Raw genomic sequence first — 15,910 nt, 5'->3', positions numbered from 1 at the left:
CTAAATTATTGATACTTATTCATATGTTAGGATGAGGACAACCATTACTACTATTTAGAAATGGGACTAAAAAAGGGTACTCGTTTAAGAGTACCCAAGAATAGTTGTCGTTTTTTAGTACCCGACTTCTACGGAAGCAACTACAATATACATTAAATCATTTTGATCGTTCTTATCTTCCAGTACAATCCCACTTGTTGTTACCATTCCACCATCGACTAGTTCAACTGTAACAGTGCCATATGGGATCTCCTGTTTAATTAAATTGTGATCTAATTTGTCTTTATCAATAGGAACAGCAAGCTTTACGTTAACATGCATATTATCAAGTGATTGCTCGGGTAAATAATCTTTGATACCAGGCATTGAATTCAGGTGTATTGCGTTTTCTACTGCTCGAACAGCTGCTTTTGTAATGTTTTGTCCATGAACATCAATACCCATTCCTGTTTCTATGAAAATAATTTTCTCCATTTAACTGCTCCTTCACTATCGATTAGTTATCTATTTCTTTAGAGTAGGTTAAATTCAGTTGGAAATCAACAAATTAGAAGAGGAAGAGTCTATATCAAATTAAAAGTTACTAGTTTGATCCTATTTCAACTGCCGCATTTACGATATACATTAAATCATTTTCATCGTTCTCATTTTGCATAATAATCCCGCTTGAAGTAGCCATGCCACCATCAGTGACGTCGACCTTAACCGAACCATAAGGTATTACTTTTCTAACCTCTTCTGTATCTATCTGGTCACGATCGAGTGGAACTGCTAGCCTAACGACGACTTCCATGTTGTCGACAGAATCTTCCGGTAGGGCTTTCTCTATTCCAGGTAAAGAATTAGATGATATCGCATCTTCTACAGCCCTAATGGACGCTTTAGTAATATCCTGACCATGAACATCAATTCCTGTTCCGGTTTGCACAAATAAAACTTGTTCCATTTCCATCTCTCCTTTTCGTTTAGTTGATGTTTCCCTTCAACAGTAAACATCAGGTTATTAAAAAAGTTCCCGAAATATAATGATAACAAACATTAAATTTTCAGATTAGGTAAGTACTAGTTGATTTGATAAACTATACAGTATCAGTGAATAACGAAAGGAATATTATCAATGAAAATATCAATTATAGCTGTAGGTAAATTAAAAGAAAAATACTTAAAACAAGGTATAGAAGAGTACATAAAAAGACTAGGAGCATATGCAACGATTGATGTAATCGAGGTACCTGATGAAAAAGCTCCCGAAAATATGAGTCAAGCCGACATGAATTTGGTGAAACAAAAGGAAGGCGACAAAATAATAGCAAAGATACCATCGGATGCCTACGTTATTTCCCTGGAAATAAAGGGCGACATGCTTTCTTCTGAACAGTTTGCAAAAAAAATTGACCAATTGGCAATTCACGGGAAAAGCAAAATTGTGTTAATAATTGGCGGATCACTTGGTTTAAGTGAACAAGTGCAAAAACGTAGCGATTACGCTATGTCTTTTTCTAAGATGACGTTCCCACATCAATTAATGCGTTTAGTGTTACTAGAGCAAGTGTATCGAGCGTTTAGGATAAATAGGAATGAACCGTATCATAAATAGAGGTGAAAATTGGAGATGTCGCTCAAATGCTTCCATTAATTTTTGGCATGGCATTGGCTTCTTAAAGCTCTGTTTCGTATTATCTACTTGATCCATCCATTCTCTTGTTTTGTGGAACCACAGTATCGTAAATCCTAGTATTCTTTTGTTGTTTAAGCAAAAGTAACCATCAAAAACTTAATAAGTCTATAAAGAAAAACACATTGGATTTGGAGACTCAATGTGTTTTTCAGTAGCTTCTCAAATGAGATAGGTATTTTTTTATTTAGGCTTCACAGCTATAAATTCGTCAATAGTTTCAGGGGTGTTTTTACCTTCTTTTCCTTGGAAAAGGTCAATATTAACAGTCACATCCATACAGCCAAGGTATTTTCCATTTTCGTCACGTACTGCCATGAATTTTTGGTAAATTTGACCAGTCTCACCAGATCGTTTTGGGAACCAGAATTCCCATTCGTCGCGTGTTCCTGAATGGAAATCGTTCAACAATTTTTCAACGTGGTGAGCCACCTTTGGGTGAAGCTCAAGCACATGGCGACCAATTGCTTCTTTACGGCGACCATGCAGGCGGGTTGGATTATTTGAATACCAACGGAAAATATCGTTGGCATCGCAAAAACCCATTTCAAATGGTAACAGTTTAATGATTGAATCCAAAGTGCTTGCTTTAATCGCACCAGTTTCAAAATTAATCACAGCTTCAGGACTAATTAATTCTGACAATTTTTCATTAGACATTTATAAAATCTCCTTTATGTGAAGAATAAAATAATTTTAATATTAGTTGGAAAAAATCTACTTCTAGGTGATCATATCATTAATGATGATAGCGCGTTGTGACTTAACTCACGGTAATTATTTTGCTCATTTTCTAATTCCTATATGGTTTCGAATACTAATAATAATGAGTAGCATTTTGTTTACTTTGAATGGATTAATCAATATTTAAGGCCCGAGCCTCGAGGATATAATTTGTGTTGATTGAAGAGTTGTTGCACAATGCTCTTTCTTTACCTCTTAAATCATCACGGGGACCATATCACAAATAACTGTGTGCAGGGGATGGGTCTTTTAAGCAACTATTTTTTTTGAAAAGAGATAACAATTTCTTGTTTATGTATATTTATTTGGAAAAACCTATTTTCTAGTTAGTAAAAAAGAAAAGGGTGTTTTGTGTTATTGTAATAATAATGCGAGTTACATAAAGAAAAGGTTAAAACGCATTGTTGCATAATTATACGTATTAATGATATATTATTAGTTGTCTAGTAAGCCGAACTACTAAAATTAAAATCTATTTAAAAATATAAAAGAGTTGGAGAGAGTCTACATGGGAATTGGAAAACTACAACAAGTAGAAGAAGTTACTAAAAAAAATGAGTTTACAGCAAAACAGTATATGGGCTTTTGGCTTCCCTCATTAATTGGGGTTTTGCTATTTTTAGTCCCTATTTCTGTGAATGGAAAAGTAACAATCGGATTAGGGGTTTTAGCAGATGGTTTACAGGGTGCCATAGCTGATTATATTCCTTCATTTATGACAATTATCCTCTGTATTTCTGCCGTTGGTAGCTTGATAGTTAAATTTACTACAATAGAAGTAGTTAAAAAGAGTGCATTTTTAACTAGTTTATTTGATATCACGCTATTCTGGTTAATATTGAGATGTATAGGTGCATTATTTGCTGTTTTTACATTGAATCAAATAGGTCCTGAGTTTATTTGGTCGAGCATTACGGGCGGGGTAGTATTATATGATTTAATTCCCGTGTTAATGGTTTGGTTTTTATTTGCTTGTTTATTTATGCCTCTATTACTTCAATTTGGGTTAATGGATTTTATTGGAACATTGGTACGTAAAGTAATGTTTCCTTTATTTAAACTACCTGGTCGTTCATCTGTTGATGCATTAGCATCATGGATGGGGAGTGGAACAGTGGGGGTATTATTAACGACACAGCAATATGAAGCTGGTTACTATACAAAACGTGAAGCATCTGTTGTTGCAACGAACTTTTCTATTGCTTCGATTGCCTTTAGTCTTGTTATTGCAAGGTTTTTAAGTATTGACCATATGTTTATCCAGTTTTATTTTACCGTAATTGTAACAGGAGTAATTGCTGCTATTATTTGTCCAAGGATCCCGCCTCTTTCGTCTAAGAAAAATACGTATTACGAGCCGGTAGGGAAACAAATAGATGAAGTTGTGCCAGAAGGGGTATCTAGTTTCAAGTGGGGAGTTAAAAAGGCTGTTGAGAAAGCAGACCAAGTTAAGAGTTATCCGAGTGTTATAAAAAGCGGGGTGCAGAATGTAATCGATATTTGGTTCGTTTTAATACCACTGGTGATGGCGTTAGGTACGGTAGCACTTGTTATTGCGGAGTTTACTCCTATATTTAATTACTTATCATATCCTTTCGTCCCATTACTTCAGTTACTGCAAATCCCAGAGGCTCAAGCTGCTGCACCTGCTATGCTTGTTGGTTTTGCAGATATGTTTTTACCGGCTGTAATTGGAAGTGGCATTGAGTCAGAACTTACACGTTTTGTTATAGGTGTAATGTCCCTATCACAGTTAATATACATGTCTGAAATTGGTATTCTATTAATAAAATCAAAGATTCCAGTTTCATTTGCGCAATTATTTATTATATTTCTACAAAGAACAATCGTTACGTTACCAGTTGCAGCATTAATGGCACATCTACTATTTTTTTGAAATCTAATATAGTAAAAGTCAATTAGAGATGGTAACTTTGAAGTTCAAAACAAAACTTTAAATAAGACCAAAAAGCATTGGTATCCACCAATGCTTTCTATTTTTATTTTAATAGAAATAGAACAGTAAGATTTAATGGAAAGGTGAATGATAAAAATGAATATTGATTCTTTTTTTTCAGAAAACACGAAAGCCGCCCTTAAGAATGACCCACCGGGTGAATGGATGCCAACACTTCCAGATGGTTGTATACGTTTAAGTTCTGGATTCCCGGCACCTAATCTTATCCCAGTTGAGCAGCTTCAAGCAGCAGTTATCCGTCTGCTTGAAGAAGAGAAGGATTTACCGTTGCATTATATTGGAAGTCCTAGAATGGCAAAGCTAAAGGAGCAGATTAAAGCGAGGTTGTTACAACGTGGTATCCGTGTTTCAGAAGAAGAACTCTTAATTACATCCGGTGCATGTCAAGGGATCGATTTAATTGCCCGAATTTTAATCGATAATAAAACAGTCGTTGCCGTAGAATCACCAACGTATATGGAAGCGTTAGAAGTATTCCAAAACTATACGAAGCATTTTATTAGTATTCCAGTGGATGAGCACGGAATGCAGACAAATAAATTAGAAGAGATTCTAGCGGAAAGGAAAAGAAAAGGATTCCCGCTTCCTCGTATTTTATATACCATCCCAACTTTTCAAAATCCAACAGGTACAACAATGACAATGGACCGTCGGAAACATGTGTTGGAACTTGCTGCCAAGTATGATTTTCTTATTTTAGAAGACGATGCTTATGGAGAATTATACTTTCAAACACACTCAGTCCCGTTAAAAGCAATGGACAACGAAGGACGTGTTCTACATCTTGGTTCTTTATCCAAGGTAGTAGCACCGGGAATGCGAATCGGGTGGATAACTGCAACAAGCGAATTTATTACCGCTTTGGCTTGGTTTAAAAAGGATTTAGACCATCCATTTGCCCAAGCAACAATAGCTACATTTTTAGAAAGAACTGACTTAGAGAAAAGGTTAAAAAACTTAAGAGAAACGTATCAAAATAAGTGTACCGTCTTACTTTCGGCATTGGAACAATACATGCCCAAATCGGTCTCTTGGTATGTGCCAGAAGGTGGTTACTTTGTGTGGGTCAAAATTGTTGGTATTGATACGTCGGAACTTTTAACTCAAGCTCTCGATGAAGGTGTCTCCTATATCCCGGGTAAACATTTTTTCTTAAATCAACAGGATGGAGCGGAATACCTTCGTCTATCATTTAGTTACGCTGACAAAAAAGAGATAGTAGAAGGAATTAGGAAACTAAGCAAAGTTATAAAACGAATCCTTTCATAGTATTGATACCAAGTGAAACTGTTTAATGAAACTACCGGTATGACAAGTGCGGTGAACTATACCATAAATAAAGGCGCATTTTTTGCATTTAGATCTGTTTCGTTGCTATTTGCTAATCTTGATATAAATAAATGGGGCAAATATAGGGGCATTTTTGTCCCTATTTGACTTAGTATAATGTATAAAATCATCTTCGTTAGCCTCAAATGTGGGACAAGGTACCTGTTTCCCCCCTGACGTATATTAACTTGTAGTATTTGTAAATTTATATATAGATATTGACAGTTTAATAGTTTTATATTATATTATCTGTAACCGGTTACAGAAGAGGCGTGATAAGATGACAACTATTCGAGATGTTGCAAAGTGTGCTGAAGTTTCAGTTGCTACAGTATCTAGAGTTATGAATAAAAATGGGTATGTGAGTAAAGAGGCAGAAGAGGCAGTGCTTAAAGCAATTAAAGATCTTAATTATAAACCAAATTCTGTAGCGCGGTCACTTTATCACAAAACATCCAAAATGATTGGCTTATTAATACCAGATATTTCAAATCCTTTTTTTCCTGAGCTAGCGAGGGCAGTCGAGGATGTTGCATTAACCTATGGCTATACAGTAGTAATCTGCAACACGGATGATGATAGTGATAAAGAACGTCATTATATTGATGCATTAAAACAAAAATACGTAGATGGTTTAATATTGGCGACAAATCAGTTGACGATGGAAGACTATCATGATCTTAATATCCCTTTGGTAATGTTAGACCGCTCAAATAATCAATCTACACCTACAGTTGTTTCAAAAAACTTTGAAGGTGCAAAAGAAGCGACAGAGTTGTTAATTTCCAAAGGTAGTCGATTTATTGCGCATATTCGTGGACCTTATCAGGTTAAGACCGCGGATGACCGCTATTTGGGATTTAAGGAAGTTGTGGAAGACCGAGGTATAGCGCACGTAGTAGTTGAAGCAGAATTCAATATTAAAAGTTCAAAACAAGTAACGCAAGAATTGTTTGATAGGTATCCAACTATAGATGGAATTTTTGCTAGTAGCGATGTGATGGCTGCAGGTGTTATGAAAGCAACCAAACAGCTAGGTAAAAGAATACCAGAAGATGTGCAACTTATTGGTTTTGATGGAATACCACTAGGAGAGATGCTGATTCCATCGTTAACAACTGTAACACAGCCAATTTACAAGATGGGAACAATAGCAGCAAGACTCCTAATAAAACAGATTGAAAAACAACCATTAGATATAATGAAGTATGAATTAGAAACAAAAATAACGTTAGGTGAAACAACGAGGAGTGATAGCTTTGCAAAAACCTAAAGTTACAGTGATTGGAAGTATTAATATGGATATGGTTACCGCAACTAGCCGGATCCCAGGAAAAGGTGAGACCCTTATAGGGGACGGTTTTAATATGGTTCCTGGTGGTAAAGGTGCCAACCAAGCGGTTGCCGCAGCTCATCTAGGAGCAGATGTTAATTTAATTGGACGTGTTGGAGACGATCCTTTTGGTGACATATTAAGAGAACAACTAATAAAAGAAGGAGTTATCGTAACTGGTGTGGAACCGGTTACAGATGAAAGCTCTGGTGTAGCTACTATTTTACTAGCTGAACAAGATAACAGAATTATGGTTACTCCAGGGGCAAATAACCACGTCACACCAGAATATGTAGCGCGATATAGATCGATTATAAAACAAAGTGACATTGTTTTGCTTCAATTAGAGATACCGCTTCAGACTATTGAATATGTAACCGGTTACTGCAATCAGGAAGGGATTCCGGTCATTTTAAATCCTGCACCTGCACAGCTGCTTTCCGATTCACTGTTAGACATGGTTACATTTGTCACACCAAACGAAACAGAAGCGCTTGAGATAACTCAAAATATAACAGGGTACGAAGATAAAATGATCGTGACATTAGGCGAGGCTGGAGTGCGATATAAACTAGATCAAAAGGAAGTAATTGTACCAGGATTTCCTGTTAGTCCAGTAGATACAACAGGGGCAGGAGATACTTTTAATGGGGCTCTAGCAGTAGCATTAGCAAAAAGAGAAGAAATGGAGCAAGCAATCAGATATGCCAATGCAGCTGCAGCGTTATCCGTTCTCCATTTTGGCGCACAGGGTGGTATGCCTGATGCAGCATCCGTTGAGAATTTTTTACTTGAAAGGAAGCAGGCTGAATGAAAAAACACGGGGTATTAAACCGGGACATATCAACAGCTTTATCAATGCTTGGACATACAGATCAAATTGTGATTGCGGATTGTGGTTTACCTATTCCGAATGGCGTAAAATGTATAGATCTTTCAGTAAAACTAGGGAAGCCGTCATTTGTTGAAATACTTGAAATGATTCTGCAAGATATGGAAGTTGAGAAATTAACCTTGGCAAAGGAGATAGAAACAGCTAATCAATCGTTATTTAATGAAATGAATCAAGTAGGGATTCCGATAACGTATGTCTCGCATGAAATTCTGAAAGAAACGACCTATGACGCTAAAGCTATTATTCGAACAGGAGAAAACACGCCGTATGCCAATGTGATTTTACAAGCTGGAGTAATTTTTTAGGAAGGAGGTTTCAGAGGATGATTGAAATGAGAGGAATCGACAAAAGTTTCAGTGGAGTTCATGTATTAAAAAAGGTTGATTTCACACTAAAAAAAGGTGAAGTCCATGCCTTGATGGGTGAAAATGGTGCTGGGAAATCAACGTTGATGAAAATTCTCTCCGGGATTCACATGCGTGATGAGGGCACTATTACTGTTGCTGGACGAGAAGTTGTTTATAAGCATCCAAAGCAAGCAGAGAAAGATGGGATTGCAGTTATTCATCAAGAATTAAATATTCTTCCAGAACTCACAATAGCTGAAAATCTTTTCTTAGGAAATGAAAAAACAGTTAAAAATCTCGGATGGATGAAAACAAAAGAAATGAATCGAATGGCAGCGGAACAATTAGAACAATTAGGACTTAATGTGAAGCCGACAACTCTAGCAAAACATCTCTCAGTAGGTAAACAACAGATCATAGAAATTGCAAAATCGTTGATGACTAATGCGAAAGTAATTGTTATGGATGAACCAACAGCCGCTTTAACGGATCGTGAGATTGATACATTATTTACTACCATACGAAAATTAAAAGAACAAGGTGTTTCATTAATTTATATTTCGCATCGAATGGAAGAGATTTTTTCGATTTGTGATCGAATTACTGTCCTTCGTGATGGCGAAAGTATTGGCACTAAGGTAATAAAGGAAACAGATTTTGATGAAATTGTAAGCATGATGGTAGGACGACAATTGGGTGAACGTTTTCCGATTCGAAAATCAAAAATTGGTAATGTGAAATTGGCGGTCGAAGGTTTAACAAGAAAAGACGAGTTTAAAGATGTTTCCTTAGAAGTAAAAGCAGGAGAGATTCTTGGGATTTCTGGTTTAATGGGAGCAGGACGCTCAGAGTTGGTGGAAACCATATTCGGTTATCGTAATGAAGATCAAGGAAAAATTTTAATTGACGGGAAGCCTTTGAAATTAAAAAATCCACAAGATGCAATCGAACAAGGAATTGCCTTTGTATCAGAGGATCGGAAATCGAAAGGATTAGTTATTGATTTTTCAATTAGGGATAATCTTAATATGTCTAACCTTACAACGTTATCAAACAAAGGCTGGATGGTTCATGGGAATGAGCTTTCCTTATATAAAGAAATGGTCAGTAGATTAAGTATTCGATCTTCCGGTTCAGAGCAAAAAGCAAAATCGTTAAGCGGTGGAAATCAACAAAAGGTTGTCATTGGTAAGTGGCTTGGTATGAGACCAAAGGTTTTAATTTTAGATGAACCGACTCGCGGCGTAGATGTTGGTGCAAAAAAAGAGATTTATTCTATAATGAACGATTTAGCGGATCAAGGGGTGGCAATTATTATGGTCTCATCTGAATTACCAGAAATTATAGGGATGAGCACTAGGGTTGCAGTTATGTGCGAAGGTAAACTCATGACAACACTAGATAAACACGAATTTTCAGAGGAAAGAATTATGCACTTTGCTACGGGAGGAGATAAACATGTTCGGAAATAAGCGTCTTACTTCATTATTAGGTATGTTGGGACCTTTTATCGGTTTATTATTGATTGTCACCATTATTACAATTTTGAATCCTAGTTTCTTAACAATAGATAACTTGTTAAATGTTCTACGACAAGTTTCGATAAACGCACTAATTGCTTTTGGAATGACTTTCGTTATCTTAACTGGTGGAATTGACTTGTCGGTAGGTTCGACACTAGCATTTTCGGGTGCAGTAACAGCTACAATGATGGCATCTGGTATTGATCCACTTATAGCTATTTTAAGTGGCTTAATTATAGGAACACTTTTGGGTGCTTTTAATGGATTTATCATCGCAAAAGGAAAAGTAGCTCCATTTATTGCGACATTGGCAACAATGACGATATATCGTGGTTTAACATTAATGTTTACAGATGGCCGACCTGTTTCAGGTTTAGGTGAATCTACCTTGTTTGAAATGATGGGCAAAGGTTATTTCTTTGGTATTCCTGTTCCCGCAATGACGACGATGGTAACATTTCTAATTCTTTATTTATTATTGAAGAAGACTACATTTGGTCGAAGGGTTTATGCTGTTGGTGGAAATGAAGAAGCAGCAATATTATCAGGAATAAGCGCTACTCGTATTAAGATTTATGTATATTCTTTAACTGGTTTTTTGGCGGCGCTTGCAGGAATTATCTTAACATCTCGATTAAACTCTGCCCAACCGACAGCAGGACAAATGTATGAACTGGATGCAATTGCAGCAGTAGTTCTTGGTGGAACTAGTTTAACAGGTGGAAAAGGTTGGATTGTAGGTACCATAATTGGTGCCTTGATCATAGGGGTCTTAAATAATGGCCTCAACTTATTGGGAGTTAGTTCATTCTTCCAACAAGTAGTAAAAGGTAGTGTCATTCTATTAGCGGTTCTTTTAGACCGTAAAAAAGCGTAAAGGGGTAGATTTTGATGAAAAGACATGTATTGATGTTAATGTTGGCATTCGCAGTTATTTTGATGGCGGCTTGTTCGACTGAATCACCAGTGGAATCTGGTAATGATAGTAATTCTGGTGAGGACGACAAGTTAACGGTTGGTTTTTCGATTTCAACACTAAACAATCCATTCTTTGTAACTTTACAAGAAGGTGCAGAAGCGAAAGCGGAAGAAATGGGCATTGATTTAGTGGTAGTTGATGCACAAGATGGTGTTGCAAAACAAATAAGTGATGTGGAAGATTTAATTCAACAAGGTGTTGATGTTATTCTTATAAATCCAACAGACTCAGCTTCGGTCGGTACTGCAGTTGAAGCGGCAAACTCAGCTGGGATACCAGTAATAACGGTTGATCGTGAAGCTGAAGAGGGCGAGGTAGCTATCCATGTTGCTTCAGATAATGTACTCGGTGGAGAAATGGCTGGTGAACAGTTGGTTGACTTAGTAGGTGAGGGTGCAAAAGTGGCAGAACTAGAAGGAATTCCAGGTTCATCGGCAGCACGTGAACGAGGAGAAGGTTTTCATAATGTTGCAGATGATGCTTTAGATATTGTCACAACTCAGACAGCTAACTTTAATCGTGCGGAAGGCTTAACAGTAATGGAAAACATTTTACAAAGTAACCCAGATATTGCTGGCGTATTTGCTCATAATGATGAAATGGCATTAGGAGCTCTGGAGGCTGCAGAAGCAGCTGGTAGAGAAGATCTTGTCATCATTGGTTTTGATGCAACAGATGATGCAGTGGCAGCTGTAGATAATGGTAGATTAGCTGGAACTGTAGCGCAACAACCCGTATTAATAGGGGAAGAAGCGTTAGAAGCAGCCTTAAAACTATACAATGATGAAGAAGTAGAAAAATTTATTCCGGTTGAGCTGGAATTAATTAAATAGAAGTTTATAGAAGTTTAAGGTAAACAAAAATAAAAAAACAACTTTTCTCAATCAATTTTGGGGAAGGTTGTTTTTTTATTAAAGAATTGTACTTTCAATTTAATTCGTTCGTTGGGATATTTAGGATAAGCCATAAATTCCTCTTAGCTACCACAAGTAAAATAAAATCCCCTCTAATAGTACTTTGAAGTCACGATAATTTAAGCTTGTTTCCATTTTTGAAATGTCCCTAGTTTAGTATAAATGCATAAGATAACACCATAAATACATTTAGGGAGTGAATACAAAATGGGGTTATTTATAAATACTAGACAGCATCCGGGGGTTTTTAAAAATCAAGACGAAATTGTCGAACACAATCAAGGATATTTAAAAATAGATTACTTTCAAGAGCTAGTGAAAGAACAAAAAAGAATAAATGACTCAGTAATAAGTTCGATTAAACGGTTAAAATCTATGTACCATCAACAAGAGCATACACAAAGTAGACAATGGAAAGAGTATCAAATCAAGCTTGAAGAGCTTAAAGAAAGTGATCTTCAATTTGAAAGATTTGAGGAGTATGCAAAGGAGAGGTTAAAAGTGTTAGATAATAGTAATATGAAGTTAATTGACCATTTGGAAAGTGAAAGTTTATTAAACCAAGAGATAATGGATCAAATAAACACTGTCAGTGACGCTAATACGGAGATTGTAAACCAACTAGAAGAATTTGAAAGCTCTAATTTACAGCTATCACATCAAATGAAGGAACTAGTTGAATTAAATAAACAAATGTCAGATCAAATTTCTGATCAAGATGTTAACCATAATAGCATATTAACAAGTTTAGAAGATCAAGGAGCTATTATGGAAAAAACCTCTCGACAACTTACTGATTTCAGATCGATTCTTTATGAACGCACAAACTATATCGCAGAAAAAATTGAGAAAAGCTACAAAATAACCTCCTCAATCGTCTATAAGTTATTTACCGGTTCTGATCAACCATTAACGTTTTTCATGAACAATCAAAGAGAGGAAAAGGACCCGAACAACACGGAGCGAGAAAAATAGTGATAGACTTGACTCTTTGTCATCAGCACCTATGTATAAGTAAGAGGGCGACAATTAATTGTCGCCCTCTTACTTATGTTATGTTGATGTGCTGGGTTGCAATTTTTTTGACTGCGCAGTATTGTATAATCGATATAAAACAAATGCCACTAAAGATAAAACTATCCCCGAAATATAAGGTAAGCCTATCGCTAATGAAAAAAGCCAACCACCTAAAGGAGGTCCGATAATTCGCCCGAGTGAATCAAAGGAAGACAGTAAGCCTGTTGTACTGCCGTGTCCTGTTGTAGATTTTTTCGTCAATAGGGAGGAGACACTTGGGCGAATTAGCCCATTTCCAACTCCAAAAATGGTTAAAAAGATAGCGGCTGTCGTGAAATTATTAACAAATAAAATCAGCAGAAAACCTATCGCCGAAATAACAATCCCCATCTGAATAATGGATCCTTCCCCAAAACGTTTTGTTAGCTTTCCTACAAGACCACCTTGGACAACAGCTCCAGCTAAGCCCATGATCATAAAGATGTAGCCAAGCTTAACTGCTCCTAAACCTGCCTTTTCAGCAGCGAAATAAGCAAATGTTGCTTCTAGTCCGGATAATGATAAAGATACAAACAATTGCAAGAAAAATAAAATTGACGTTGGCCCACTCATTGTTTGACGCAAACTGTTTTTTGATTTCGAATAATTAGTTTTACTTTCTAACGATAATGATTCCTTTAAAAAGAACATAACGATGAAAAATGTAATCAAGGATGAAGCCCCTGCAACATAAAAAGGTACGTTTAAACTTATATTAGAGAAGATACCGCCTATTGCCGGACCAAAAATGAAGCCAAGTCCGATTGAGGCGCCAATAATACCCATCCCTTTTCCACGATCTTCTTCTGTAGTTATATCAGCAACATATGCCATGACAGTAGGCATATTTGCGGATGATAAAAATCCTCCAATAATTCTTGCGAGAAATAACATCCAAAGCTGGGTTGATAATGCCATTAAAAAGAAGGAAAGTGCTAGTCCTAAAATTCCAATCATTATTACCGGTTTTCGACCAATGCGATCGGAAATTCGTCCCCACATCGGAGCGAAAATGAGCTGCATTAATGAATAGACGGCCATTAATAGACCAAGTTGTGTTGGTGATGCTCCTATTTCTTCCGCATAGAAGGGCAGGACAGGAATAATAATTCCAAATCCGACCATGACGAGAAACATGACAGCAAATAATATAGGTAATGCTTTTTTTGTTTCCAAGAATTCTCACTCCAGTTTGATATAAATACTTCTTAGGTTAAAGATAAATGTAATTTCGTTGTGAATAATAATTTAGTAACTATAACGTTATCGAATAGTGAGAATTATTTCACACAATTAATAATACCATGCAAGCTTTATCTAATTATATAAATAAGCAATTTTTTATAAAAAAAATTTTAAGTGCAGGAAGTAGAGCGTTCGATATTTTAATGGCTGTTTTTAACAAGTCATTTATTGAAACTGATACATAAACCTTTCCATATAGTAAATGAACATTTGATTGTAGTAACTTGAGAAATAGAAATTGCTTCCATGACTGGCAAAAGGCATCATAAGTAGAGCTGCTTGGTTATTATCCTGGGTTTGATATTTAGTATGAAATTCTGTTGCAATCGCAGGTTCCACGGTTGTATCATGTGTCCCCTGATAGATGAGTGTCGGTGGACTGTCTTTTTCAATAAGTAGTGTGGGATCGACTAGTTGATCTGTTCCGTTAATTCCAAGGTTTGTTGCTAAGCCATTAGCTGGATAAAAGGGGATAATTCCTTTTACTGTGATAGTGGAATTTAATAAGTAATTATACTCACCACTAGCTACAGCTAATCCTACTGCGTTAGCTAAGTGGCCGCCTGCAGAACCGCCGGAGACAAATACAGATTTTAAATTTGCACCATACTCCTGTTGGTGTTCTTCTAAATAATTCGTAAAAATTCCAATGTGCCGGACCATGTCATCAATCGAAAAATCACCTATTCTGGTCTCTGGCACGGATGAGTAGTTAATAAATTTCTCCTTGTTAGCAAGCCCGTATTGAACATCAAAGACAACGTAACCTTGGCTGGCAAAGTACTTATTTATTTGAGGGTAGTTGGCGGAACCTTTATCACCAATCGTCCATCCACCACCATGTATTCTTATCAGCACCGAACGATTTCCAGGTAGGTCTGGCTCGTCTTCAGGGGGAAGATAGGCATCAAAGGATAATTCTATTCCTTGGTCAACTCCTTCTGTACCTTGGTAAAAAAGGATCTCTCTCTTTACTGAGAATGTTCCTGAAGGTGTACCAAAAAAATATTCGGGAATGGAAAAGGGTGTATTTTTAAAGTGTTTAGATTGATCAACTTCTTTAAAATTCAGGCCAAATGCTGTTACATATCTTTCTTCTATATCTTGAAGAAAAAACGGGACAATTAGCATTGGTAAACTACATACAATAAAGATAGATGCTCCGATTATTCCAATCAAAAAATTATAAAATGAGTACTTTTGGTTTGAACGAAGCTTCCAAATCAGTAACGTCAATCCGAGAGAGTACAAACCAATAAAGAACGCATATTCAGGAATAAAAACTTCAAGGATGCTAGCAACGCTATTTCTGGCAAGTAAACTATATGCTACGTAGATCCCTAAAATAAGATTGAAACTTAATAAATACGCAACTGTAGTTTTCAACTTATCCTTGATAATGTTTTGGTTCGTACTAAATAGGGGGATCGAGCGATCGTGATGGCTATGGTGATAATTAAGCTTTGCTATCGAATTAACTAGTCCTATTAAGAAAAGAAAAATAATGAATGATATGGAAACGATGCTATTGGAGGACGTATTAGTTACATCTAATGAAACGTAAGTGGTAAGCACTGGGACACTAATCATCGATAATGTGGCAAAGACTAGGTAAAAGTAATCAAGGACTTGGTTATCTCCATCAAATAGCGTTAACAAAAGGTTTCCAAATAACGTAACAATTAGTAAAATGCCAAAAAGATTATTCAGCTGATTAAGTGAGTCTGTCAAAAAATAAAGGACTGCTAAAAGGAGTGACATGCTATTAGCAATCAACAAGGTAAGTTGAAAGGATTTACTCAGAGATTTTACTCGTGAATTGCGAGGTTTATAGTCTAAATCTGATTGCCGCTGAAGAATTCCCATAACAACCACTCCTCCTTATTTTAATC

The 15,910-nt window shown here is 36.4% G+C and carries 15 protein-coding genes; 10 read left to right on the top strand and 5 right to left on the bottom strand.

All coding sequences use genetic code 11. From position 1 onward, the window contains the following. Positions 1–114: 114 nt before the first annotated feature. Positions 115–474 (bottom strand): Lin0512 family protein, encoded by a 360-nt coding sequence (locus LD272_RS20650; RefSeq protein ID WP_226038494.1) that lies wholly within the window; start codon positions 472–474, stop codon positions 115–117. A 109-nt stretch (positions 475–583) separates the two neighbouring features. Next, positions 584–946, bottom strand: coding sequence for a Lin0512 family protein (locus LD272_RS20645; protein ID WP_226038493.1), 363 nt, complete (start codon positions 944–946; stop codon positions 584–586). A 171-nt stretch (positions 947–1,117) separates the two neighbouring features. On the opposite strand from LD272_RS20645, the gene rlmH reads away from it, so the two are divergent. Further along, on the top strand, positions 1,118–1,597 hold the full coding sequence (gene rlmH / locus LD272_RS20640; RefSeq protein ID WP_226038492.1) for a 23S rRNA (pseudouridine(1915)-N(3))-methyltransferase RlmH: 480 nt from the start codon (positions 1,118–1,120) through the stop codon (positions 1,595–1,597). A gap of 261 nt (positions 1,598–1,858) precedes the next feature. On the opposite strand, the gene LD272_RS20635 is transcribed toward rlmH, so the two are convergent. Continuing rightward, positions 1,859–2,335, bottom strand: a complete 477-nt coding sequence (locus LD272_RS20635; protein ID WP_226038491.1) for a PAS domain-containing protein — start codon at positions 2,333–2,335, stop codon at positions 1,859–1,861. Positions 2,336–2,927: 592 nt separating this feature from the next. Here LD272_RS20635 and LD272_RS20630 point away from each other — a divergent pair. From LD272_RS20630 to LD272_RS20590, 9 genes are all read left to right on the top strand, one after another. After that, a complete protein-coding gene (locus LD272_RS20630; RefSeq protein WP_226038490.1) occupies positions 2,928–4,316 on the top strand; it encodes a YjiH family protein in 1,389 nt (462 codons plus the stop codon). Between the two features lie 156 nt (positions 4,317–4,472). Further along, the gene (locus LD272_RS20625; RefSeq protein WP_226038489.1) at positions 4,473–5,666 is read left to right on the top strand and encodes an aminotransferase-like domain-containing protein; all 1,194 of its coding nucleotides are present in this window, start codon (positions 4,473–4,475) and stop codon (positions 5,664–5,666) included. Positions 5,667–6,006: 340 nt separating this feature from the next. Beyond that, positions 6,007–6,999 (top strand): LacI family DNA-binding transcriptional regulator, encoded by a 993-nt coding sequence (locus LD272_RS20620; protein WP_226038488.1) that lies wholly within the window; start codon positions 6,007–6,009, stop codon positions 6,997–6,999. Next, positions 6,986–7,873, top strand: coding sequence for a ribokinase (gene rbsK, locus LD272_RS20615; protein ID WP_226038487.1), 888 nt, complete (start codon positions 6,986–6,988; stop codon positions 7,871–7,873). The genes LD272_RS20620 and rbsK overlap by 14 nt, the downstream gene beginning before the upstream one ends. Continuing rightward, a complete protein-coding gene (gene rbsD, locus LD272_RS20610) occupies positions 7,870–8,259 on the top strand; it encodes a D-ribose pyranase (protein ID WP_226038486.1) in 390 nt (129 codons plus the stop codon). The genes rbsK and rbsD overlap by 4 nt, the downstream gene beginning before the upstream one ends. A 17-nt stretch (positions 8,260–8,276) precedes the next feature. After that, complete coding sequence (locus LD272_RS20605) at positions 8,277–9,773, top strand: sugar ABC transporter ATP-binding protein (protein WP_226038485.1); 1,497 nt, start codon at positions 8,277–8,279, stop codon at positions 9,771–9,773. Then, complete coding sequence (locus tag LD272_RS20600) at positions 9,760–10,701, top strand: ABC transporter permease subunit (RefSeq protein WP_226038484.1); 942 nt, start codon at positions 9,760–9,762, stop codon at positions 10,699–10,701. Before LD272_RS20605 ends, LD272_RS20600 begins: the two co-directional genes overlap by 14 nt. A gap of 14 nt (positions 10,702–10,715) precedes the next feature. Next, entirely contained in the window at positions 10,716–11,636 is a 921-nt protein-coding gene (gene rbsB / locus LD272_RS20595) for a ribose ABC transporter substrate-binding protein RbsB (protein WP_226038483.1), read from the top strand. Between the two features lie 288 nt (positions 11,637–11,924). Beyond that, the gene (locus LD272_RS20590) at positions 11,925–12,692 is read left to right on the top strand and encodes a hypothetical protein (RefSeq protein ID WP_226038482.1); all 768 of its coding nucleotides are present in this window, start codon (positions 11,925–11,927) and stop codon (positions 12,690–12,692) included. A gap of 78 nt (positions 12,693–12,770) precedes the next feature. Here the strand turns inward: LD272_RS20590 and LD272_RS20585 are convergent, their stop codons facing one another. After that, positions 12,771–13,949: an MFS transporter gene (locus tag LD272_RS20585; protein WP_226038481.1), complete on the bottom strand. Its 1,179-nt coding sequence runs from the start codon at positions 13,947–13,949 to the stop codon at positions 12,771–12,773. 234 nt (positions 13,950–14,183) lie between these two features. Further along, positions 14,184–15,884 carry an alpha/beta hydrolase gene (locus tag LD272_RS20580; RefSeq protein ID WP_226038480.1) on the bottom strand — a complete coding sequence of 567 codons (1,701 nt, stop codon included), beginning with the start codon at positions 15,882–15,884 and terminating at the stop codon, positions 14,184–14,186. Positions 15,885–15,910 lie beyond the last annotated feature (26 nt).

Origin of the sequence: Aquibacillus saliphilus, from assembly GCF_020404745.1 — a bacterium.
Classification (GTDB): domain Bacteria; phylum Bacillota; class Bacilli; order Bacillales; family Amphibacillaceae; genus Aquibacillus; species Aquibacillus saliphilus.
The sequence above is the reverse complement of the archived record's forward strand: the minus strand, read 5'-3'. Positions and strand labels throughout refer to the sequence as shown.

Bases quoted from the DNA above. Each gene is read 5' to 3' on its own strand.
- LD272_RS20620 (WP_226038488.1), top strand. From the start codon at position 6,007: ATGACAACTATTCGAGATGTTGCAAAGTGTGCTGAAGTTTCAGTTGCT.
- LD272_RS20580 (WP_226038480.1), bottom strand. From the start codon at position 15,884: ATGGGAATTCTTCAGCGGCAATCAGATTTAGACTATAAACCTCGCAAT.
- LD272_RS20635 (WP_226038491.1), bottom strand. From the start codon at position 2,335: ATGTCTAATGAAAAATTGTCAGAATTAATTAGTCCTGAAGCTGTGATT.
- rlmH (WP_226038492.1), top strand. From the start codon at position 1,118: ATGAAAATATCAATTATAGCTGTAGGTAAATTAAAAGAAAAATACTTA.
- LD272_RS20630 (WP_226038490.1), top strand. From the start codon at position 2,928: ATGGGAATTGGAAAACTACAACAAGTAGAAGAAGTTACTAAAAAAAAT.
- LD272_RS20590 (WP_226038482.1), top strand. From the start codon at position 11,925: ATGGGGTTATTTATAAATACTAGACAGCATCCGGGGGTTTTTAAAAAT.
- rbsB (WP_226038483.1), top strand. From the start codon at position 10,716: ATGAAAAGACATGTATTGATGTTAATGTTGGCATTCGCAGTTATTTTG.
- LD272_RS20605 (WP_226038485.1), top strand. From the start codon at position 8,277: ATGATTGAAATGAGAGGAATCGACAAAAGTTTCAGTGGAGTTCATGTA.
- LD272_RS20600 (WP_226038484.1), top strand. From the start codon at position 9,760: ATGTTCGGAAATAAGCGTCTTACTTCATTATTAGGTATGTTGGGACCT.
- LD272_RS20625 (WP_226038489.1), top strand. From the start codon at position 4,473: ATGAATATTGATTCTTTTTTTTCAGAAAACACGAAAGCCGCCCTTAAG.
- LD272_RS20645 (WP_226038493.1), bottom strand. From the start codon at position 946: ATGGAACAAGTTTTATTTGTGCAAACCGGAACAGGAATTGATGTTCAT.
- rbsD (WP_226038486.1), top strand. From the start codon at position 7,870: ATGAAAAAACACGGGGTATTAAACCGGGACATATCAACAGCTTTATCA.
- LD272_RS20650 (WP_226038494.1), bottom strand. From the start codon at position 474: ATGGAGAAAATTATTTTCATAGAAACAGGAATGGGTATTGATGTTCAT.